A 21,961-nucleotide genomic window follows, 5' to 3' on the forward strand; every position below is an offset into this window, starting at 1 on the left:
ATGGGGGCGCTCACGCCGCCATCCCGCCGGCGAGTTCGGTGATCAGTCCGATGCCCGGGTAGTACTTGCGCTGATTGGACAAGACCATCGCTTTCGACGACGTCAGTCCCACGGTCTCCCGGATCCTCGCCGCCAGCGCACGCGACGCGATCGGGGGGACATCTTCCCTCCGGCACCAGGCTTTGTAGGCGGTGTAGAGGCTGGTCTGTTCGGCGCGGTGGTCGGGGGCCAGGGTGCAGCACTCCTCGAAGAAGCGTCCGGTGTGGTCTTCGGTCTCGGCGTAGGCGGTGGTGGCGATGCGGACGCGTTCGGGGCCGGTGAGGTCGCGTTCTCCCGCAAGGTAGCGGCGGGCGCCGTCGATGAGCCAGCCCAGGATTCCGGAGCCTTCTTCGGTGACGAGGATGTCGGCGAGGTTGTCGATCTTGCGTTCGTCGGAGACGACTCGTTCGAAGGGGATGAGTCGCATGCGGCGCCAGAAGGCGAAGCCGCCGGTGCCGACTTCGGGGCGGTGGTTGCCCAGCAGCCAGAGTTTGTGGGTGGGCTGGAAGCTGAAGAAGTCCTGGCGCATGCGGCGGGCTTTGATCCGGTCGCCGCCGGTGAGGAGTTTGACGCGGGCCTCGTCGAATTTGTCGCCGTGTTTGACCTCGCTGCACACGATCACGCGGCGGCCGTGGAGTTCGGCGAGGTCGGTGGGGTGGCCTTCGTAGGGGCGGGCCATGAGGAAGCCGGGCGGGGCCGCGTCCGCGTAGTCGCCCAGGAGTTTCATCAGGACGTCGAGCAGGACGGACTTGCCGTTCTTGCCCGCGCCGAAAAGGAAGGGCAGGACCTGGCCGCCGACGTCGCCGGTGATGGAGTAGCCCAGCAGCAGCTGCAGGAAGTCGATCATTTCCCGGCCCTCGGCGTCGTCGCCGAAGGTGTCGGACAGGAAACGGTTCCAGCGCGGGGTGTTCACATGCTGGGGGCCCACGGTGGTCGAACGGGAGTGGAAGTCCTTGTTGGGGTCAGGGGTTTTGATGAGGCTGGTGCGCAGGTCGACGATGCCCTGGGGGGTGCACAGCGCATAGGGATCGGCGTCCAGGCGCGCCGCGTTCAGGACCATGCCCGGAGCGGACTTCGCCTGCGTGAGCATCGCGTTCATCCCCGTGGTCGACAGCGCGCGCCGGCGGTGCTGCTGCAGAGCCGTCGTGGTGAACAGGCCCCTGGCGTCATGCGAGGCGATGTTCTCCGCGAGGTCACCGGCCGCCCACACCACCGTGTCGTCCTCATCAATCTGCCACCGCGTGGTGTCCCACCGATACCAGCCGATCCCCGGAACATGCCGGTAATCATTGGCATACAACTTCACAAACAGCTTCGCGTTACCCCGATCAGACAACGTGTCAGGCAACAACCCATCCACCGACACCGCTCGGGTGTCGAGGTCGAGCAGGTGCCCTTCGTGCCATGAGTCGCTGGGTCTTCCCCACAGATCAGAAGCCATGTGCATCTCCAGCCGGCGATCCGAGCGACTCAAGCGACTCAAGCAACGAGCTCGGATCGCGGTAGGCAGCGACCGAAGCGACTCAACTCCCGTCAAGAGGTGGCGCGCACGGGGCGCGGGCGTCGCCGCACGTCTGAGGCCAGCGTCGCTTCAGTCGCTGATTCCCCCTCGCAGGCTTCCGACGCGACACACAAGATACATACCATCCGGTTTTCTTTTCAAGGGGTTACCCCGGGGCTGGTGCATGCGCTCTTTCCACACGGCCATCACAGAGAACCGCCCAACCGGTATATTTACCTCCGTCTGCAGCGGGCCGGTCACGCACACCAAGTGACCGGCCCGTCCGGGGGCCGAGGGGGAGGACATGGCAGTGGACGACAGCGAGTCACAGATCGTCATCGTGGGTGGCGGGCCGGTAGGCATGCTCCTGGCCTGTGAGTTGGCAGGTCTCGGAGTACGCACGGTGGTGCTGGAGGCCCGGACGGCGGTGTCCCGAAGACCGAAGGCCACCACACTGCACGCCCGCACGGTGCAGTGTCTTCAGCGTCGCGGCCATCTGCCCGCCCTTGTGGGCCTGTCGGCCGCCACGCACCGGGCCAGCCCGTTCCACTTCGCGGGGATACCCGGGTTGAGCATCTCGGCGCCGGCCACCGAGCCCGAGCCCCTCCTGAAGTGTCCGCAGGAAGACCTCGAACGACTCTTTGAGGAGCGGGCCCTGATCGCCGGTGCGCGCATCCTCCGGGACCACCGGGTGACCGAGATCCAGCAGACGCAGGACGCGGTGCGCGTCGTGGCGGAGGGGCCATCGGGGCAGACGTCCTTCACGGCGGACTACCTGGTGGGCGCGGACGGCGCACGCAGTACCGTCCGCACGCGGGCGGGCATCCCGTCCCGCTCGATCCCGGCCACGGTCTCCGCGATGGCCGGCGACGTCCGCCTGGTCGACGAGGACGCGTTGCGTCCGGGATGGCACCGGACGCCGCGAGGCTGGGTCATCGTGAAGAACGCCGGAGGGGGTGTCGTGCGCCTGCGCACCCTGAACTGTGCGGGGCCGCATCCCGCGCGCCATCTGCCGCTCACCCTGGCCGAGTTCCAGAACGAGGTCTCGTGGATCACCGACCGGGACATCGCGATGACCGAGCCCGAGTGGCTGAGCCGGTTCAGCGACTTCTCCCGCCTGGCTTCCGCCTATCGGGCAGGGCGGATCCTGCTGGCGGGGGACGCGGCACACGTGCACTTTCCGATCGGCGGGCAGGGGCTGAGCACCGGTTTGCTGGACGGCCTCAACCTCGGCTGGAAACTCGCGCTCGAGGTCCGGGGCGACGCGGGCACCGGGCTGCTCGACACCTATGACCGAGAGCGTCGTCCCGCAGCCCAGAAGATCACCGACAACGCGCGTGCCCAACTCGCCCTGATGCGTCCGGACGCTGAACTCGACCCCCTGCGTGACATGTTCGCCGGGATGCTGTCGGGAGGACCGTTCGGGGACGCCCTCGCGTCGATGGTCAGCGCGCAGGACACCGTACTCCCGTCGCTCACCCCGAGCCCTTCTCACTGGGAGGGCAGATTCCTCAACAACGCCGTCCTCGACACCGACGACGGGCGGACGGACGTGATCAGCCTTCTGCGCCAGGGGCGCCCGCTGCTGCTGCTGACGGGCGACAACGGCGAGACCCACCGGCAACAGGCGCGGGCGTGGCAGGACCTGCTCCACGTGGTACAGGCCGCGGCGACGCCGGAACTGCCGTGCGACGCGCTGCTGGTCAGGCCCGACGGATACGTCGCCTGGTCGCCCGGAGGCGACCCACTGTCGAGCACTCTGACCGTCTACTTCGGTGAGCGCGGGGGAACTCGGAGTCCCGGCCCGCGCGGCACGCCGGAATGCGGCTTGGCCGACGCTCTCAGCTGACCTCGGCCGGCTGCGGGGTTCCGTACTCGGCCACCATCCGGGCGACGGCCTCACCCCGGTCCGCGCCGAGTTCCACGGTGGTCAGGACGGACGGGTGTGCCACGCTGGGCAGCAGGTGGCGCAGCATCGCCGAGACCCGGACCAGCAGGTCGCGGTGTTCGCACACGGCCTGGGACATGGCCTGTACCCCGGCGAAGGCGCCCACCGTGACGTCCGCCGTCTCCGTGACCACGACCTGAGGGAGCAGCTCGCCCTGCTCTTGGGCTTCGGTGAGCAGTCTGCGGACAATCTGGGACCAGCGCACGAACGGCCCGCTCCGGTCGAGACCGTGGGCCCGCTGGTCGAGCGAGAGCCGGACGCCTGCCCGCACCATCGGATCGGTCTGCAACCGGTAGGCTTGCAACATCACGGTGTCGATGAGCTGTTGAACCTTGCAGGCCTGGTCCTGGACGAGGTTCTGCTGGTCCTGCTCGTACAGGATCCCCTGGGCCAGGTGCTCCTTGGAGGGGAAGTGGAAGTACAGGGCGCCCTTGGTGACGCCGGCCGTCTTGAGGATCTCGCTGATCGTCGCTGCCTGGAAGCCACGCTCCTCGAAGACCTTGGCCGCCGCGGAAAGAATCACCTTCCGTGTGCGGATGGCTCGGTCTTGCTTTGCCATGAAGGTCTCTTTCAGTCGATGGTCCTGGAGCCAATAAAAACCGTCCAGTATGTATCTTACTGCTTCGCGGCCTATATGGCCCGTGTGTGTCCGAGGGAAGAGACGCCATGTCAGGCGGCCGCGACCGGGGGAGGGACCTGATGATTCTGGTGACGGGAGCGACGGGGACAGTGGGGCGCGAGGTGGTCCGACGACTGCCCGAGGGACTGCGGGTCCGCCTGATGACCAGGGACCCCTCCAAGGTCATGGCGAGGGGGGAGACGACGGAGGTCGTGGCCGCCGATTTCGACGCTCCACGCTTGTTGGAGCGCGCGCTGCAGGGCGTGAGTACGGCGCTGGTCGTCACCAACCGGGTGGGCGGCGACGATGATCTGCGGCTCATCCGTGCGGCGGGGGCGGTCGGCGTACGACGGCTGGTGAAGTTGTCGGCGGCGGCCGTGCTCGACCCGGACGCCGACGATCTCATCACCCGATGGCAGCGCACGACCGAGGAGCTGCTGTGTGCCTCCGGCCTGGAATGGACCCTGTTGCGGCCGCGCGCCTTCATGAGCAACACCCTCTCCTGGGCAGCCTCCATTCGGTCCGAACGGGTCGTCCGGGCCCTGCACGGGACGTCGGCCAACGCATGCGTGGACCCGCGGGACATCGGCGAGGTCGCGGCGCGTGTTCTGACCGAGGAGGGGCATGCGGGGAAGGCGTACACACTGACCGGCCCCGAGCCGATCACTCCGGCCGAGCAGACCGAGCAGCTCGCGCGGGCGATCGGGGTGCCCTTGCGGTTCGAGGAGTTGACGCTCGAACAGGCCCGCGCGGGTCTGGCCGAACGGTATCCGGCGCCGATGGTCGAGGCACGGCTGGAATCTGCGCAGAGACAGCGGGCAGGGGCGAAATCCGCGGTGGACGGCACGGTGCGTTCTCTGACAGGCCGCCCCGCGCTCACTTTCCGGAGGTGGGCTCATGACCATCGGGACGCCTTTACTGCCTGAGGCGGTTTGTGACCGTGAATGTGAAGCGAGATGAAGTCGTTCGTCAGCATGCGTGACGTCGGCAAATGACGGGGCCCCCGAATCGTCCTTCTTGATCCCGGGGCCTCCGCCTTCCGTTCTCAGATGGGAAGAAGCTCCATCGTCACCAAGGACGAGAAGGCGAGTTCGTCGTTCTGGCTGGCGGTCACGAGGATGCGTGTACTGTCCCCGGAAATACGACGTGCCTCAATGAAACAGGGCTCGTCCAACTCGATGTAGCGCGTGAATTCGCTCGCGAAAGAGAGCGGCAGGGAGGCGGGGCCCACGGTGGCGATCGCCGCCTGCCGAGCGGCCTCCACGAGAGCCATCCCCGGTACGTGGTCGACGGGGTGCTCGAACAGTATCGGGTGGCGGGTGTCCACGCGCAGTTGCCAACGGTCCTCGCGCGGGGTCGCGGACAGGACGACGTCCATCGGGGACACCCGGCCGACGAGTTGCGGTGCTGTCGGAGCGGTGAGGGGCAAGGCGCGCACGTCATCGGCCAGACGGCCGCGGCGCACTCGGCGGTAGACCTTCGGGGGCATGCAGGTGAAGCCGCCGCTTCCGGTCGCGGCCACTTGGCCGTCGCGGTACATCACGACGTCGTAGTGCAAGCCCGTGAGTGCGTTGTTGCGTCGTTTGACGTCCCGGCAGGTGACGTCCATGTCCAGGGAGGCGGGAGCGCCACCGATCGCCAGGTTCGCGGGGTTGATCTCGAGCCTGAGATCCCACATCACGAACTGGAAGTCGAGTGGAACGTCGAATTCCGCGTGAGCCAGCAGCGACCCGATCTGGCGGATCGTCTCGGCGGCCATCAGCGGGTCGTGACAGCCGGCCACGGAGGTGAAGAAGGCGTGTCCTCGCGGCCATTGGGCCGCCACGGAGAAGTGCAGGTCATCCTTGCGAACCCAGTCCGTGAGCATCACCTCGGCCACGCCTGCGCGGTGGACGAATTCCTTGGGAACGGTGGTGGTCAGCGTGGAATAGCGCGGGGGAGCGGCGGAACCGGTGGACACCGTCAGGCCGTTCGCGCTGTGTGCCGTGCTGGGTATTGCGCGGGTCATACGGAAGGTCTCAGTGGACACGGATTCCCCCTGGCATCGCGGTTGTTTGGGCGGAAGTGGAGCCCGCGGCAAAGATACATACCACCCGGTTTAATTTCCAGACGCTTCCGCGTGATCACGCGGAAGGGGCCGGGCATTCAGGGGTGGGGGCTCGCGACGACCTGGGGTGGTGTCGGTTTCGATGCCGATGGGGCCGCCCGTGCGGTTCCGCTCGATCTCGAGCGGCCTCTTAGCGGCTCTCAAGCGCTCTGGCGCACCGTCGGGTGCAAAGTGGACCGAAGGGGGTGTCGAGGATGCGTGACGAAGAGTGCGCACTGCGGGTGGAGCGCGGCCAGGTGAGCCCGGACGAACTGGCCGCCGTTGCCGCGGTGCTGTTCGCCCACATCAGGGCGAAGCGGAGCGAGGTGGAGCCGGTGGCCGTGACGCGCCCACGGACATGGAGTCTCACGCGGCCTTATTCGGCCCCCGGAGGCTGGCGCTGACCGGACGATGCCGGATCGCATCCATCTGCCGCATCCATCCATAAACCGCGCGGACGGTTTGTTAAGGTCTTCCTGCGGCCCTGGGTGCGACCTCCTTGGCCCAGTCGCAGAAAGGGACGGAAGTGATATGGCGATGGTGACTGCCCCGCCACCGATACCGCAGCCCACCGACGCGCGTGGGCGCGTGGCCGAGCTGCACGCGATCCGCGCGGAGGCGTTGCGCGGCCCGAGCGAGAAGGCGACCAAGGCCCAGCACGCGAAGGGCAAGCTGACCGCACGCGAGCGGATCGAGCTGCTGTTGGATGCGGGGTCGTTCCAGGAGGTCGAGCAGTTGCGTCGGCACCGGGCGACCGGGTTCGGCCTGGAGGCGAAGAAGCCGTACACGGACGGCGTGATCACCGGCTGGGGCACGGTGGAGGGCCGCACGGTCTTCGTGTACGCCCATGACTTCCGTATCTTCGGCGGCGCGCTGGGTGAGGCGCACGCCACGAAGATCCACAAGATCATGGACATGGCCATCGCCGCCGGGGCGCCGCTGGTGTCCCTGAACGACGGTGCGGGGGCCCGTATCCAGGAGGGCGTCTCGGCGCTCGCCGGGTATGGCGGGATCTTCCAGCGCAACACCAAGGCGTCGGGTGTGATCCCGCAGATCTCGGTGATGCTGGGCCCGTGTGCGGGCGGCGCGGCCTACTCGCCCGCCCTGACGGACTTTGTGTTCATGGTGCGCGAGACCTCGCAGATGTTCATCACCGGACCCGATGTGGTGCGCGCGGTGACGGGCGAGGAGATCTCGCAGAACGGTCTGGGTGGCGCGGACGTGCACGCCGAAACCTCGGGTGTGTGCCACTTCGCGTACGACGACGAGGAGACCTGCCTCGCCGAAGTCCGCTATCTGCTGTCTATGCTGCCGCAGAATAACCGCGGGACCGCGCCCGTGGTGCATGGCGGGGACGTGGCCGACCGGCGGACCGACGCCCTGACCGAACTCGTCCCGGTCGAGGGCAACCGCCCCTACGACATGGCCGAGGTCATCGAGGAGCTCGTCGACGACGGCGACTACCTCGAAGTGCACGAGCGCTGGGCCCGCAACATCATCTGCGCCCTGGCCCGCCTGGACGGCCGGGTCGTCGGCATCGTCGCCAATCAACCCCATGTTCTGGCCGGGGTCCTGGACATCGAGGCGAGCGAAAAGGCGGCCCGCTTCGTCCAGATGTGCGACGCCTTCAACATCCCGATCGTGACCCTCCTCGACGTGCCCGGCTTCCTGCCCGGCGTGGACCAGGAGCACGGCGGGATCATCCGCCACGGCGCCAAGCTCCTGTACGCCTACTGCAACGCCACCGTGCCGCGCATCTCGCTGATCCTGCGCAAGGCGTACGGCGGCGCGTACATCGTCATGGACTCCCAGTCCATCGGCGCCGACCTCACCTACGCCTGGCCCACCAACGAGATCGCGGTGATGGGCGCCGAGGGCGCGGCCAACGTCATCTTCCGCCGGCAGATCGCCGGGGCCGAGGACCCCGAGGCCATGCGGCAGAAGATGGTCAAGGAGTACAAGGCCGAGCTGATGCACCCCTACTACGCCGCCGAGCGCGGCCTGGTCGACGACGTCATCGACCCCGCCGCCACCCGCGAGGTCCTCATCAACTCCCTCGCGATGCTCCGCAACAAGCACGCGGACCTGCCGTCCCGCAAGCACGGCAACCCCCCGCAGTGACCACGCCCCCCGCATCACCAGGACGGTCGTAGACACCTCGCCCGTCGGCGACCACAGGAGAAGTCGAATGGTCAAGCAGGAACGTGCGGTGCGCACGAGGAAGTCGTTGATCGATGCCGCAGCCGCGGTGTTCGCGGAAGAGGGGTACGTGCCCTCCTCACTCGCGACGATCAGCAAGCGGGCAGGTGTCAGCAACGGGGCGCTGCACTTCCACTTCGAGAACAAGAAGGCGCTCGCCCATGCGGTCGAGGAAGCAGCCACCGACGTGATCCACGAGCTCGTCAAGCTCTCCGGTCACGCCGGGGCGAGCGCACTGCAGGCCCTCGTCGACGCGACGCACGGCCTGGTGGGCTGCCTTTTGCACGACATCGTCGTCCGGGCCGGCTTCGATCTCAGCTTCGAGCGCCCCCTGGGCACCGAAGCCGGTCTGGTGCGGACCTGGCACGGGTGGGTCGAGGAGACGCTGCGCCGCGCCGAGTCGGAGGGCCACCTGGCTCCCGGCGTGTCGCCGGACGACGCCGCGGCAGCGATCGTGGCGGCGACCGTGGGCTTCGACGTGCTGGCCGGAGACGATCCGCAATGGCTCGCCGAACGGCGGATCATCGGGTTCTGGGAGTTGCTGCTGCCCGGAATCGCGACCGCGGACGTTCTGGTGTCCGCCCGCCCCCCAAAGCGGGTGAGGGACAAGCGCACGGGCCTCATCGGGCCCTGAGGGTGCACGGCCGGGCCGCATACGGAAGATGCGGCCCGGCCGTTCTCCTGTGCGCGCCGTTCGGCGTGATCAGAAGGGCGGCTGACCATCGAGCGTGAGTGCGGTCCAGTGGGACTCAGGTGTTCTTCGACAGCGCGCTGCCACTGTGGTGCATGGCGGCAACGCCGCCCACGGCCCGTCCCCCTTCGTTCCCCCGTCAGGGGGGCGGGCTACGTCTCGCCCAGTAATTTCCGGCCGGCCAAGGGCCGCCGACACTTCTCCTGCATCCGTGTTCGCCTGAGGGCCGGTGGGGGAGCGCTTCAGGGACGCTGGGGAAATCTGACGCGCCGAGCGAGCGCCGCTACCGTGCTGAGCAGGGCGAAAACGTTTCGCTGTGTGAAAGGGGGTAGGGGCCCCGCCCCGGATGCCGATGATCGACAGCCGTGCCACCGCCGAGCGCTTCGCCGATGGGTCGATGACCGTCGTCATCGACCCCGGGCAGACGCCCCCTCACGTGCCGCCCGTCCTGGAGATCCGGGGCCCGCTGGCCGTCGGCCGTGTCTCGGCGGCGCTCGACCACGTTGCCACGCGCGCGCCCGGCGGCGGCCCTTGGCGCCACAGGCTGCAAGAGCTCGGGCCCGACCACCACCTGCTGCACATCGAGCCGCAGACGGCCGCCGCGGCCCCCGGTGCCGCGCACGAGCGCCCCGGCATCTTCCCGGCCGGTCTCGTCGCCGACCTGCTCACCGCCCGCGGCGGACCCGCCGTTCCGCTCTCACCGGCCCAACTCGACCTGGTCCGGCGCGCCGAGGAGGCCCCCGGCCCCGGCCTCTTCAGGGTGCTGAACGCGGCCGAGCCGTTCGATCCGGCCGCGGTGAACGGCGCCCTGCGGGCCCTGGTCCGGGCGCACCCGCTGCTCGGTTCCCGTATCGACACGACGGAGGGCGGCGCCCTCCACACCGAGCCGCTCGAGTACGCGGCCGAGTGCGTGGTCCTCACCGACGTCGCGCGCGCCCGCGAGCACGAGGCCGTCACCGCGGCGGCCCGCCGCCTGGACCCCGCCACCGGCGTCACACTGTGTGCACTGCTGCTGCGCAAGCGGCGCAGGCTCGTGGTGGTGGCCCACGAACTCGTCGCCGACCAGCTCTCGCTGGACATCCTCATGGCCGATCTCCGCGCCTCGCTTGCCCGGCCCGGCGAGGAACCCCCGGCCGAACACGTGCGGTACACGGACTGGAGCGCCGCGCTGCCCGTGGTGGCCACCGACCCCCGGGAGACCGATCGCTGGCGCGCCGTCGCCGAGGGCCGTGCGGCCGCCCGCGCGCCCCGCCCGCGCGCCCCGCTGCCGGACAGCGACCCGCACCGCCACCCCGGCTTCGTCCTGGGCCGTGCGGCCACCGGGCGGCTGACCGGAGCCGTGCCCCGGCACTTTGGCCTCACAGCTGCCCAACTGCTCATCGGCGCCATGGGGTTGGCCCTGATCCGGTGGCGCGGTACCCAGCCCGCCTCCTTCGACGTGTGCCTCGACGGACGGCAGGGCGGCCCTGCTCTCGCCCGGACGGTCGGACCGCTCGTCGAGACCGAGCCGGTTCTGCTCGACGGCGGGGACGAGGAGAACGCGCGCCAGTTCATCGCCCGGCTCGCCTCGGGCCTCGGCGACCTGGGACGCGGCGCGTTCGGCGCGTGCCGTGAGCACGCCCCCGATCCGGCGCTGCGGCTCGCGCTGCGCGAACCCGTGCCGGTGCTGGTGCGTTTCACCCCGGCCGCGCACGTGCGCGCGACCCGACAGCCGCAGCGCGGCGCCGTCGCGTACGCGCTGGACGTCGACGCGCGGATCCGCGGCGGTCGCCTGTGCGTCGGGCTCGACCGGCTGCCCGCCGTCCGCGACGGCGTCACCGCGGAGTCCGCCGACCAGCTCCTGGCCGTACTGCGGGACGTCCTGGACGAGTTGGCGGGCGGTGCCGGCGTGCCGCACACCACGACGAGCACCGTCGCCCCCAGCCCGGTGCAGCGCGAACTGCTGGCCGACGCCGACGCGCACCCCGGGACCGGACGGCAGATCGAACAGCTCAGCTGGATCTGGCACGGGCCCCTGGACGTCGCCCGGTTCACCGCTGCGTGGCAGTCCGTCTTCGACCGCGAGGCCGTCCTGCGGTCCGCGTTCGACCACGGCCCTGACTCCATGATCACCATCCACGACCGGATCGTGCCGGAGGTGGTGCGGATGACGCACGCCGGCGTCCGGCCCGACGCCGTCGTGGACGACCGGCGGCGCGGGCTCGATCCGCGCTCCCCGGGGCCGTTGCGGATCACGCTGCTCGATGTCCCCGGGGACGACGGCACGGCCGAGCGGGCCACGCGGGTGCTGCTCACGTACCACCTGGCGTTGCTCGACACCTGGAGTGTGCGCCTGCTCGTGGCGGCGTTCTGCCGCGCCTATCTGGCGGACGGCCCGCTGCCGGGCGGAGACCGGCGTCCGGACGTACGCGACTACGCGCACTGGATCGAGGCTCAGGACCTCACCGCCGCGGGGGACTTCTGGCTGCGCTCCGCGCTCCGGCCCGCGGCCGCGGTGTCGCCCCACGTCACCGCGTCGCCCGTCGCCCGGGGGACCGGTTCCGGGCGGGCGCGGGTGCGGCTCACCGCCTCCGAGACCGCCCGCCTCGACGCGTGGGCCGCCCGGTGGGGCGCCACGGATAGCGGCGCGCTGCAGGCCGCCTGGGCGCTGCTGCTGTATCGGGCCGCCGGAGCGGACGGTTCGATGCCGGTGCGGTTCAGCGTGGCGGTCTCCGGGCGGGGCATCCCGCTGGAGGGCGTGGAGCTCCTGCCCGGGGCCCTGCGCAACTCGCTGCCCGTCTCGGTCGAGGTGGACCCCGCCGCCACCGTGCCCGACCTGTTGGCCGCCCTGCGTGACCAGGCCATCGACGTGTCGTCGTACGAGTGGGTCTCGTCCGGTCAGATCCACGGCTGGAGCGGTGTGGTGCCGGACGGGTCTCCCGGGCACGAGCGGACCACCGAGAGTCTGCTCGTCTTCGAGAGCGGCCTGGACCCGCTGCGGCGGTTCGAGCCCTCGTTCGCCGCGAACGGCATCCGCATGGAGTTCTCCGAGACCACGGTCGCCGCGAGCGCCTTCCCCGTCACCCTCGCCTCACGCCGCGACGGGGCCGGCGGCCTGGTGCTGTCCGTGATCCACGACGGTGCCCGGCTGGCGGACGGCACCGGTCTGCTGGCCGACTGCGCCGACATGCTGCGGGAATTGCCCTACGAGGCCGACGAGTCGACGCCCATTGCCGCGCTACTCGACAAGCTGACGGTCACGGGGGCGGCCCGGCCCCCGTTCCTGACGCTACGTCAGGGAGATGGCGGGATCATCTGTCTGGTGCCCTCGCCGGACGTTCCCCGGGCCTGGTACGCCCGGCTGGCCCGGCGGTACGCGGGGCCGGAGACGGTGATCCTGCTGCGGTTCTCGCCGGAGGGGCCCCGGGTCTGGCCCGGGGCGCTGCGCGCCCTGGGCGAAGCGGCGCCCCTGCTGCTCGTCGCCTTCTCGGGCGGCGGGGCGGACGCCTACGAGACGGCCCGCCGCCTCGCGGCGGACGGATGCCGCACCCGCACGGTCGTGCTGACGGCCGGTACCAGTACCGACGAGGCGGTGGGCGATCTGGCGCGCCTGCTGGGCGAGGCGGACCGGCAGCCCGGCGACACCTGAGCGAGATGGCCTCGTCGCTCGGCTGCTGCAGGCCCGGACACCCCCAAAAACAAACCAAGTGGACGCTTTATCTGCACCTTCTCGTGCGGAGGAGCAGCAACCTTCCCCGTTTTCTTCTCGCTTGAATGTCCATGTTCGTCAGCTTAAGCGCATGATTGCTTCCACCTGGACGGCCCTCGAGGGAGCGTGGGGAACGATTAAAACAGCACGGCTGGTCTAGTATTGACAAACCAGTCGTGCTGTTTTTAACTCAGCATACCGAGACAGGGTGTTGGACGGGCCTCGGGCGACTGATGACTCAGGCACGAAGAGGGGAAACGGCGTGGACATCGAGGTACTGGGCACGTTGGCCGTCAGGGAGAACGGGGTCTCGGTGACACCGCGGGCGCCGAAGCCGCGGCAGGTGCTGACTCTGCTGGCGCTGCACGCCGACCAGGTCGTGCCCGTCGACTCGCTCATAGAGGAGCTCTGGGGCGACCGCCCGCCGCGCAGCGCGCGGACCACCCTGCAGACATACATACTACAGCTGCGCGAGATGATCGCGAGGGCTCTGGAGAAGGACCCGGAGGGCGCCCCGACGCGTACGCCGAAGGACATCCTCTCCACCGCCCCGGGCGGCTATGTCCTCCACACCTCCGGCGGCTCCAGCGACATCCGGGAGTTCGACCGGCTCGCCGGGCTCGGCTACCGGGCCATGGACGCGGGCGACTTCCCTCGCGCGGCCCGCGAGTTGGGCGACGCCCTTGCGCTGTGGACCGGCTCGGCACTCGCCGATGTGCAGGCGGGGCCGCAGCTGGAGATGCAGACCAGGCGCCTGGAGGAGACCCGGCTGTGCGCGCTCGACCAGCGCATCGAGGCCGACCTGCGGCTCGGCCGCCACCGTGAACTCCTCGGCGAGCTGACCGTCTTGGTCAGCCGCTACCGCACGCACGAGAACCTGCACGCCCAGTTCATGCTCGCCCTGCACCGCTCGGGGCGCCGCAGCGAGGCGCTCGACGTGTACCAGCAGCTGCGAGCAACTCTCGTACGCGAGCTGGGACTTGAACCCTCATCCGGACTGCGCCGACTGCAGCGGTCGATCCTGATGGCCCACCCGGAGCACATCACGGAGACCGCCGGCGCCGATCGCGAGCGGCTGACCCGCGTGGGCTGACGGCCGCCGCACCCGGGGTCCTGGGCCATGCGCGGCGGGTGCTCACTGCGGTGGGCGATGGTGTGCGGGCTCACCTCGTCGCCGGACCTGCTCCTCACCATGCTCGTACCGCCGGACGAAGCCCAGCCACCGGGAGAACCTCACCACACCCAGGACCATTGGAGCCCCCCATGCCCCGTGAACCGCGGATCGTCCTCACGGCGGCACCCGCCGCCCACGATGCCGACGTGCTCGCCCAGATCGTGCGCATGCTCGCCGACGTACTGCGCATCAAGCCGGAGAAGATCGACCCGGAGCACACGTTCCGCACGTGCGAGGTCGACTCGCTGCTCGCCGTGGAGTACGTCGCCACCGTCAACGCGCACTACGGCACCGCGATCGAGCCCGCCGCCCTCATCGACCATCCCACGCCACAACGCTTCGCCCGGTACGTGGCGCGCGAGACGGCGCTGGCACCGGCCTGCGCGATGCCCGCGCAGTCGGCCACGGTGCCGATGCCGTCCGTGGCGGCGTCCGCCCCCGCACCCGTCTCCGGCTCCCTCATACCCGCACCGCCCGTCCTCGATATCCTGCGCGAGGAGATCGCCCGCATCCTGTGCTACGACCCGTGGGACGTCGACACCGACGAGCCCTTCTCCACTCTCGGCGTGGACACCGAGCTTGCCGGGGAGTTCGTCTCCGTCATCAACCTCGTGTACGGGCTGCGCGAGCGCTCCGGCGTGCTGTACGACCACCCGAACCTCCGGGCGCTGGCCGCCCACATCGTCGCGCAGCTGCCCGTGGACGGACCCGACCCGGCCGCCGTGGCGCAGGCCGGGGCCGCCGGGCCGATGCCGCTGGAGGAGTTGCTCGACGCGGTGCGCGAGGGGCGGGTCACCGTGGACCAGGCCCTCACCCTGCTGCCCCGTCAGGACTGAGACGGCGGAGAACATGGGCCACAGCGACATACTCATCCGATGCGAGACCGGCGTCACCGGCCGGGGGAGCGAGCCGGCCGCATGACGCCTCCCGCACCGGTGGACCGGACCGAGCGGGTGCCGCGGACCGTGGCGCCCGTCAAACTGTGGTTCTGCCCCAACGAGGCGCTCGGCCCGAACATCGCCGCCGTTCTCGCGACGAACTGGCTGGACGAGGAGGAACAGGAGACCGCCGGGCGCTTCCTGTTCGACCGTGACCGGCGCCAGTATCTGGTGGCGCACGCGCTCGTCCGCCGGGTCCTGGCTCTGGAGAGCGGCATTCCCGAGGCGGAGGCCGTACTCTGGCGCTCGTCGCGAGGTCGGCCGTTCCTGCGCAAGCCCGCGGAAGGGCTGCCGCGCGGCGGCCGGGAGCTGGACTTCAACCTGTCGCACGCGGGCGGGTACAACCTGCTCGGCGTGGTGCGCCGCCATCGCATCGGCGTCGACGTGGAACGGCTCGACCGCGGAGACCGGGGCTTCGACGCCATCGTGGAGAGCTTCGCGCCGGAGGAGATCGCCTGGGTGGCCGAGGCCGCCCCGGGCCGGGCGCGCGACCGCAGGGTCTTGCGGCTGTGGACGCTGAAAGAGGCGTACGCCAAGGCGCGCGGCCTCGGCCTCGGGCTTCCCTTCGACTCCTTCGTGTTCACGCTCGCCGAGGACCGGGGCGTGCTCGCCTTCCAGCCGCCCGACGACGAGCCCCCGGGACGGTGGCGCTTCGCGGAGCTGGAGCCCGAACCCGGTGTGCTCGTTGCCGTCACCGTCATGACCGGCCCCGACGAGGACCCCGTCCTCTACCTGCACCACGGCTTCCCCTGGAGCCGGGAGGCACCGCGCCAACTGCGCCTGCCGCAGCCGGTCGGACCCCCCGGCTAGAGCCCGCCCCCGCCGCACCCCACGCCCCGGCGTGGCGCTGTTCCCATGACCGCGGGCGGGCCGTCGTACGCCCGGTGTGCCTGCCCCTGCGGGCGGTGCGGCCGGCCTCTGTCTCCCGGCACTCCTCCTTTTCGCCGCGCGTGCGACTAGCCGCTTTGGAGCGGTGCTTGAGCTGCGGTGGAGATACCGGGGGTGGCCGGGCGAACACGGCTAGCGTGCGACACGCCGGTGGTTTCGAACCACCGCGGACTCGACCGGGTATGGGAGGAAGCCGTGCAGATTCAGGTTCTGGGCCCGTTGAGCGCCGACGTCAACGGGGTGTCCATCGTGCCGACCGCCAGCAAGCCGAGGCAGATCCTCGCGCTGTTGTCGTTCTATCCGGGCCGCGTCGTGCCCGTGTCCACGCTCATGGAGGAAATCTGGGTGAGCAACATGCCCCAGAGCGCGATGACCACGCTGCAGACGTACATCCTGCAGCTGCGCCGACGCCTCGGCACCGCGATGGGGCCCGACGCGCCCGACACTGCCAAGGAGGTCCTCGCCACCCGACACGGCGGATACCTGCTGCAGGTACCCCCCGAGTGCGTGGACGTGCACCGGTACGAGCAGCTGGTCACCGGGGGGCAGGCCTCGTTCGAGGCGGGCGACGACGAGCGGGCCGCCGCACAGTTCCGCGAGGCGCTGGGGCTGTGGGAGGGCACCGCCCTGGTGGATGTGAGCACGGGGCCGATCCTGGAGATCGAGGTGATGCGCCTTGAGGAGAGCCGCCTCGTCACCGTCGAGCGCCGTATAGACGCCGACCTGCGGCTCGGCCGGCACTCCGAGGTCATCGCCGAGCTCGCGGACCTGATCGCCCGTCACCCCCAGCACGAGGGGCTGCACTCGCAGGCGATGGTGGCCCTGTACCGGTCGGGGCGCCAGGCCACCGCCCTGGACGTCTACCGCAAGCTGCGCCTGCGGCTCGTCGAGGACCTCGGCGTCGAGCCCTCGCCCCAGCTGCAGCGCCTGCACCAGGCGATGCTCGCCGTCGACCCGGCCCTCGACGTCAGCTGCGGACCACGTCGCGGCTCCACCTTCAACCTGTACGCGGCCTGAGCCCGAACAACCCCGGACGAGGCCCAGTCACGCCCCCGAGGAGGACGCCGCATGTCCGACGAACGGTCCCTGCCGATCCACTGCTTCGCGCACGCCGGGGCCGGCGTCTCCTCCTTCGCCGGCTGGAGCCGCGACCTCGGTCCCGGCGCGCGGACCGTGCCGCATCTGCTGCCCGGCCGCGACACCCGGCGCCGCGAGCCGCGCGTCACCGGGCGCGAGGCCCTGCTCACCGACCTGCTGCGCCACTTCACCCAGGCCGACGACACCGGCACCCGGTCCGCCCCGTACCTGATCTACGGGCACAGCCTCGGCGCCCTGGTCGCCTACACGATCAACCGGGCCCTACGCGAAGCAGGACTGCCCGCCCCCGCCCTGCTCGTCCTCGGCGCCTGCCCGCCGCCCGACGCGGCCCTGGGCCTGTCGGACGCCTGCCGGGCCCCGGACGAGGAACTGCTGCGCCTGCTCGGCGGGTTCGCGAACCTCCCGGGAGGCACGGAGCCCGGTGGCCTCTGGCACCGGGTCGTGATGCCCGTGCTCCGTGACGACCTGCTGCTCGCCGACGCCCTGCGCGCCGCCGCCCGCCGGCCGTCGCCCGCCGGGCCGCTCGACGTGCCGGTGCTGGCCGTCGCGGGCCAAAGCGACCCGCTGGCTCCGGCCGAGACGGTGGCGGGGTGGCGGCGCTGGACCACCGGCCCCTTCGCCCTGCGCACGGTGCCGGGCGACCACTTCTTCGTACGAGGCCGCGAACTGCCGCGCCTGATCGGGCGCGCGAGCCGGGCTGTGCGGCGCCTGGCGCCCGTCGCGGTCGACTATTGAGCGCCCGAAAGGGCCCGCACAGGAACAGGAGCCGACTGACATGAGGGGCAACCGATGAGACGAGTCGTCATCACCGGGATCGGGGTGGTCGCGCCCGGCGGCGTGGGCACCGGAAAGTTCTGGTCACTGCTGACCGAGGGGCGCACCGCGACCCGGCGCATCACCCTGTTCGACGCCGCCACGTTCCGCTCGCAGATCGCCGCCGAGGCCGACTTCGATCCGGCCGACCACGGTTTCGCTCCCGCCGAGTCGCGCCGCCTGGACCGCGTCGCGCAGTTCGCCCTGGTCGCGGCCCGTGAGGCCGTCGCCGACAGCGGGCTCGCACTCGCCGCCGAGGGGGAGCGCACCGGCGTGACCCTGGGCACGGCGGTCGGCTGCAGCAGCGGCCTCGACGAGATGTACGCGCACGTCAGCGAGGCGGGCAGCCGGTGGCTCCTGGACCACACCCGGGCCGATGCCCGGCTCGGCGACTACCTCGCACCGAGCTCCGTCGCGGCCGAAATGGCCCGCGACACAGGCGCGTTGGGGCCGGTCGCCGTCGTCTCCACCGGCTGCACCTCGGGGCTCGACGCGCTCGGCCACGCGGTCGAGCTGATCCGCGAGGGCAGCGCCGACGTCATGGTGGCGGGCGCGTCGGAGGCACCCATCACCCCCATCACCCTGGCGTCGTTCGACGCGATCCGCGCCACCTCGGCACGCAACGACGAGCCCGGGACCGCCTCACGGCCCTTCGACCGGACCCGCAACGGGTTCGTGCTCGGCGAGGGCAGCGCGGTGCTCGTCCTGGAGGACCACGGCCACGCGGTACGCCGCGGCGCCCGTATCTACGCGGAGATCAGCGGATTCGCCACCCGCTCCAACGCGTACCACATGACCGGACTGCGCCTGGACGGCGGCGAGATGGCCGAGGCCATCCGGCTCGCCCTCGACGAGGCCCGCCTGAACGCCACCGACGTCGACTACGTCAACGCCCATGGTTCGGGCACCAAACAGAACGACAAGCACGAGACGACCGCGTTCAAGACGAGCCTGGGACAGCACGCGCACCGGGTGCCGGTCAGCTCCATCAAGTCGATGATCGGCCACTCGCTCGGCGCGATCGGTGCCCTGGAGATCGCCGCCAGCGCGCTGGCCATCGCGCACGACACGGTGCCACCCACCGCCAACCTGTACGAACCCGATCCGGACTGCGACCTCGACTACACACCGCTGACCGCTCGCGAGCAGCGCACCGACACCGTGCTCAGCGTGGGCAGCGGCTTCGGCGGGTTCCAGAGCGCGATGGTGCTCACCACCCGGCACCTGGGGGCGGCCGCATGACCGCCGTGGCCCCTGAGCACGCCGGCCTGAGCGGCGCGGCGTGACCGCGGCCGTCACCGGGCTCGGCGTTGTCGCTCCCGGCGGCATCGGCGTCCGGGCCTGGTGGGAAGCGGCGCTGCGCGGCGAGCCTGCCATCGCTCCCGTCACTCGCTTCGACGCCTCCGGGTATCCGGTGACGCTGGCCGCCGAGGTCGCGGGCTTCGTCGACGAGGACCACGTACCGGCGAGGCTGCTGCCGCAGACGGACCGGGTGACGCGGCTCTCGCTCGCCGCGGCAGCCGAGGCGCTGGACGACGCCGGCCTGGACCCGCGGAGCTTGCCCGACTACGCCATGGGCGTCGTCACCGCCAACGCCATGGGCGGTTTCGAGTTCGGCCAGCGCGAACTGCAGGCGCTGTGGAGCAAGGGACGCCGGCACGTCGGCGCCTACCAGTCCTTCGCCTGGTTCTACGCCGCCAACACCGGCCAGCTGTCCATCCGGCACCAACTGCGCGGGCCGAGCGGTGTCGTCGTCAGCGAACAGGCGGGCGGCCTGGACGCCGTGGCGCAGGCCCGCCGCCGGCTCCGTACGGGTGTGCGCGCCATGCTCACCGGAGGCTTCGACGCCGCCCTGTGCCCGTGGGGCTGGACCGCACAACTGGCCGCGGGCGGCATGAGCACCCGTAGCGACGCCCGCCGGGCCTATCTGCCGTTCGACGCCGACGCGTCGGGGCATGTGGCCGGCGAGGGCGGCGCCCTGCTCGTTCTGGAGGACGCCGACGCGGCCCGCGCCCGCGGCGCCGCCGTGCTGGGCACCGTCGAGGGCTGCGCCGCCACGTTCGACCCGGCACCCGGCACCGGCGCCCCACGGCTGCTCGCCGCGGCCCGACTGGCCCTCGCCGACGCCCGGATCGACCCCGCCGACGTGGACGTGGTGTTCGCCGACGCGGCGGGCGAGCGGGACGCCGACCGGGCCGAGGCCGCGGCACTCGCCGAGCTGTTCGGCCCGTACAAGGTCGCGGTCACCGCACCCAAGTCGCTGACCGGGCGCCTGGGTTCGGGCGGCTCCGCGCTCGACCTGGCGGCCGCCCTGTGCGCCCTGCGCGACCAGGTGATCCCGCCGACGGCCAGCGCCGTGCGGCCCGCCGACGACTGCCTCGTGGACCTGGTGACCGGTGCGCCGCGCCCGGCCCGGCTGCGCCACGCCCTGGTCCTGGCAAGGGGCCGCGGCGGCTTCAACGCGGCGACGATCGTGCGCGGCGCGCGCTGACCGACGGCTCACGACAGCCCCCGAAGGCCCGAGCAACCGAAGAAGGAGGAAGAACACGATGGAACGGCTGGAGCTGACCGAACTCGCCGTCCTGCTGCGCGAGGCCGCGGGCGGGGACGAGGGAGGCGTCTTGGACGAGAGCACCCTGGACACCTCGTTCATGGACCTGGACTACGACTCCCTGGCGCTGCTTCAGGTCACCGGCGTCGTCGAGCGCGACCACGACGTGGTGCTCGACGAGGAGGCGCTGGCCGAGGTGGAGACACCGCGCCAGTACCTCGACCTCGTCAACGGGGCGCCGGCCGCGCCCGCAGCGGCTTGACGGGCGCCGCAGTGGATTCGGCGGAAACCCTCACCGCGGGCCGGTTCAGCGAAGTCGCCGACGGCGTCCACGCCTATGTGCAGCCCGACGGCGGCTGGTGCCTGAACAACGCCGGGCTCCTGGTGGCGGACGGCGAGTGCCTCCTGATCGACACCGTGGCCACCGCAGCACGGGCCCGCAGACTCCGGGAGCACGTCCTGCGCGTGTCGGGGTGCCCGCCGCGGTTCGTCGTCAACACGCACTTCCACGGCGACCACACCTTCGGCAACTTCGTGTTCCCCGAGGCCACGGTCGTCGGCCACGAGCGGGCCCGTCAGGAGGCCGCCGCGGCCGGCACACACCTGACGGGCCTGTGGCCCGACGTGTGCTGGGGCGACCTGGAGATCGTCGTGCCCGCCGTCACCTACCGGGACCGGATGGACCTTCACGTGGGCGCGCGGCAGGCCCAATTGCTGCACCCGGGGCCCGCCCACACCACCGGCGACACCGTCGTCTGGCTGCCGGACCAACGGGTGCTGTTCGCCGGTGACCTGGTGATGGGGGGTGCCACGCCGTTCTGCCCGATGGGTTCCGTGTCGGGATCGCTGAAGGCCCTCACGCAACTGCGCTCCCTGGGCGCCGTGACCGTCGTACCCGGACACGGCCCGGTCGGCGGCCCCGAACTGATCGACACCGACGAAGGCTATCTGCGCCGGCTCCAGCGCCTTGCGGCCGACGGGATCGCGGCCGGCCTCACCCCGCTCGAGACCGCCCGGGAGGCCGGGCCGGGGCCGTACGCGGACCTGCTCGACGCCGAGCGCTTGGTGCCCAACCTGCACCGCGCCTACGCCGAGGCGCTCGGAGCGGCGCCCGGTGACCCGCTGGACATCCCCGCCCTGTTCCGCGAGATGGCCGAGCACCATGGCGGCCTGCCGGCTTGCCGGGCCTAGCAGGCGTATCAGCCCCCGGGTCCGGTCAGGCGGCGTTCACGGGGGCCGGGGCGAGGTCGTCACGGGTCACCAGGCGGGAGCGGGTGCGCCACTTGCCGCGTGAGCGGACCAGCACGTCCTCCATCACACACACCCGCGACACCTTCGACTCGCCGCCCCGGGGCGTCGCGTACACCAGGGCATAGGCCCGCGTGCGCAACGCCCCGTCGGCCTGCGGCTGTACGTCGAGCATGCCGATCCAGTGCCGCAGCTGATCGCCGTTGCGCTCCTGCTGCTCCTTGTTGCGGCGCACGTTCGCGGCGAGCGAGGCGCGTCCGCGCACCGGTGCGTCGAGGGTGGGCACGACGAAGACCGCGTCCTCCGTGAACGTACCCGCCCAGCGTTCGGCGTCGTGGTCGTCGAAGAGCTGCATCTGGTGCGCGTAGAACTGCTGGATCGTCGCGTACAGCGCGCCGAACCCCTCCTGCGAGGAGGCGGGTTCGGCAGGGATGAGTACCTCGATGGCCATGGCCCGTCCCTTCCTTTCGTCACCGGTGC

The 21,961-nt window shown here is 71.0% G+C and carries 19 protein-coding genes; 15 read left to right on the forward strand and 4 right to left on the reverse strand.

The features are described from left to right. Positions 1-10: 10 nt before the first annotated feature. Positions 11-1,486, reverse strand: coding sequence for a DNA primase family protein (locus OG609_RS45365; RefSeq protein WP_442818107.1), 1,476 nt, complete (start codon positions 1,484-1,486; stop codon positions 11-13). Positions 1,487-1,844: 358 nt separating this feature from the next. Between OG609_RS45365 and OG609_RS45370 the strand changes: the two genes are divergently transcribed. After that, entirely contained in the window at positions 1,845-3,389 is a 1,545-nt protein-coding gene (locus OG609_RS45370) for an FAD-dependent monooxygenase (protein ID WP_327278583.1), read from the forward strand. Here OG609_RS45370 and OG609_RS45375 read toward each other — a convergent pair. Continuing rightward, positions 3,382-4,047, reverse strand: a complete 666-nt coding sequence (locus OG609_RS45375) for a ScbR family autoregulator-binding transcription factor (protein ID WP_327278584.1) — start codon at positions 4,045-4,047, stop codon at positions 3,382-3,384. The genes OG609_RS45370 and OG609_RS45375 overlap by 8 nt on opposite strands. Before the next feature lie 140 nt (positions 4,048-4,187). Between OG609_RS45375 and OG609_RS45380 the strand changes: the two genes are divergently transcribed. Further along, positions 4,188-5,033, forward strand: coding sequence for an NAD(P)H-binding protein (locus OG609_RS45380; protein ID WP_327278585.1), 846 nt, complete (start codon positions 4,188-4,190; stop codon positions 5,031-5,033). Positions 5,034-5,152: 119 nt separating this feature from the next. On the opposite strand, the gene OG609_RS45385 is transcribed toward OG609_RS45380, so the two are convergent. Then, a complete protein-coding gene (locus OG609_RS45385; RefSeq protein WP_327278586.1) occupies positions 5,153-6,136 on the reverse strand; it encodes a ScbA/BarX family gamma-butyrolactone biosynthesis protein in 984 nt (327 codons plus the stop codon). 272 nt (positions 6,137-6,408) lie between these two features. On the opposite strand from OG609_RS45385, the gene OG609_RS45390 reads away from it, so the two are divergent. The 13 genes from OG609_RS45390 to OG609_RS45450 all read left to right on the forward strand — a co-directional run bounded on the left by OG609_RS45390 (position 6,409) and on the right by OG609_RS45450 (position 21,424). After that, entirely contained in the window at positions 6,409-6,597 is a 189-nt protein-coding gene (locus tag OG609_RS45390) for an acyl-CoA carboxylase epsilon subunit (protein ID WP_327278587.1), read from the forward strand. Positions 6,598-6,724: 127 nt separating this feature from the next. Continuing rightward, positions 6,725-8,314 (forward strand): acyl-CoA carboxylase subunit beta, encoded by a 1,590-nt coding sequence (locus tag OG609_RS45395; protein WP_327278588.1) that lies wholly within the window; start codon positions 6,725-6,727, stop codon positions 8,312-8,314. Positions 8,315-8,381: 67 nt separating this feature from the next. Next, entirely contained in the window at positions 8,382-9,026 is a 645-nt protein-coding gene (locus tag OG609_RS45400) for a ScbR family autoregulator-binding transcription factor (RefSeq protein WP_327278589.1), read from the forward strand. Positions 9,027-9,435: 409 nt separating this feature from the next. Further along, the gene (locus OG609_RS45405) at positions 9,436-12,711 is read left to right on the forward strand and encodes a condensation domain-containing protein (protein ID WP_327278590.1); all 3,276 of its coding nucleotides are present in this window, start codon (positions 9,436-9,438) and stop codon (positions 12,709-12,711) included. A gap of 322 nt (positions 12,712-13,033) precedes the next feature. Beyond that, complete coding sequence (locus tag OG609_RS45410; protein ID WP_327278591.1) at positions 13,034-13,864, forward strand: AfsR/SARP family transcriptional regulator; 831 nt, start codon at positions 13,034-13,036, stop codon at positions 13,862-13,864. A gap of 170 nt (positions 13,865-14,034) precedes the next feature. After that, positions 14,035-14,781 carry an acyl carrier protein gene (locus tag OG609_RS45415; RefSeq protein ID WP_327278592.1) on the forward strand — a complete coding sequence of 249 codons (747 nt, stop codon included), beginning with the start codon at positions 14,035-14,037 and terminating at the stop codon, positions 14,779-14,781. A gap of 81 nt (positions 14,782-14,862) precedes the next feature. Continuing rightward, positions 14,863-15,693 (forward strand): 4'-phosphopantetheinyl transferase family protein, encoded by an 831-nt coding sequence (locus OG609_RS45420; RefSeq protein ID WP_327278593.1) that lies wholly within the window; start codon positions 14,863-14,865, stop codon positions 15,691-15,693. Positions 15,694-15,966: 273 nt separating this feature from the next. Further along, positions 15,967-16,788: an AfsR/SARP family transcriptional regulator gene (locus OG609_RS45425; RefSeq protein ID WP_327278594.1), complete on the forward strand. Its 822-nt coding sequence runs from the start codon at positions 15,967-15,969 to the stop codon at positions 16,786-16,788. 51 nt (positions 16,789-16,839) lie between these two features. Continuing rightward, on the forward strand, positions 16,840-17,604 hold the full coding sequence (locus tag OG609_RS45430) for a thioesterase II family protein (RefSeq protein ID WP_327278595.1): 765 nt from the start codon (positions 16,840-16,842) through the stop codon (positions 17,602-17,604). Positions 17,605-17,658: 54 nt separating this feature from the next. Next, positions 17,659-18,924 carry a beta-ketoacyl-[acyl-carrier-protein] synthase family protein gene (locus OG609_RS45435; protein ID WP_327278596.1) on the forward strand — a complete coding sequence of 422 codons (1,266 nt, stop codon included), beginning with the start codon at positions 17,659-17,661 and terminating at the stop codon, positions 18,922-18,924. A 40-nt stretch (positions 18,925-18,964) separates the two neighbouring features. Then, complete coding sequence (locus OG609_RS45440) at positions 18,965-20,173, forward strand: beta-ketoacyl synthase N-terminal-like domain-containing protein (RefSeq protein ID WP_327278597.1); 1,209 nt, start codon at positions 18,965-18,967, stop codon at positions 20,171-20,173. A 58-nt stretch (positions 20,174-20,231) separates the two neighbouring features. Continuing rightward, entirely contained in the window at positions 20,232-20,495 is a 264-nt protein-coding gene (locus OG609_RS45445) for an acyl carrier protein (protein WP_327278598.1), read from the forward strand. Positions 20,496-20,506: 11 nt separating this feature from the next. Beyond that, positions 20,507-21,424, forward strand: a complete 918-nt coding sequence (locus OG609_RS45450; RefSeq protein WP_327278599.1) for an MBL fold metallo-hydrolase — start codon at positions 20,507-20,509, stop codon at positions 21,422-21,424. 25 nt (positions 21,425-21,449) lie between these two features. Here the strand turns inward: OG609_RS45450 and OG609_RS45455 are convergent, their stop codons facing one another. Continuing rightward, the gene (locus OG609_RS45455) at positions 21,450-21,932 is read right to left on the reverse strand and encodes a nuclear transport factor 2 family protein (protein WP_327278600.1); all 483 of its coding nucleotides are present in this window, start codon (positions 21,930-21,932) and stop codon (positions 21,450-21,452) included. Positions 21,933-21,961 lie beyond the last annotated feature (29 nt).

Source organism: Streptomyces sp. NBC_01224, from assembly GCF_036002945.1.
Classification (GTDB): domain Bacteria; phylum Actinomycetota; class Actinomycetes; order Streptomycetales; family Streptomycetaceae; genus Streptomyces.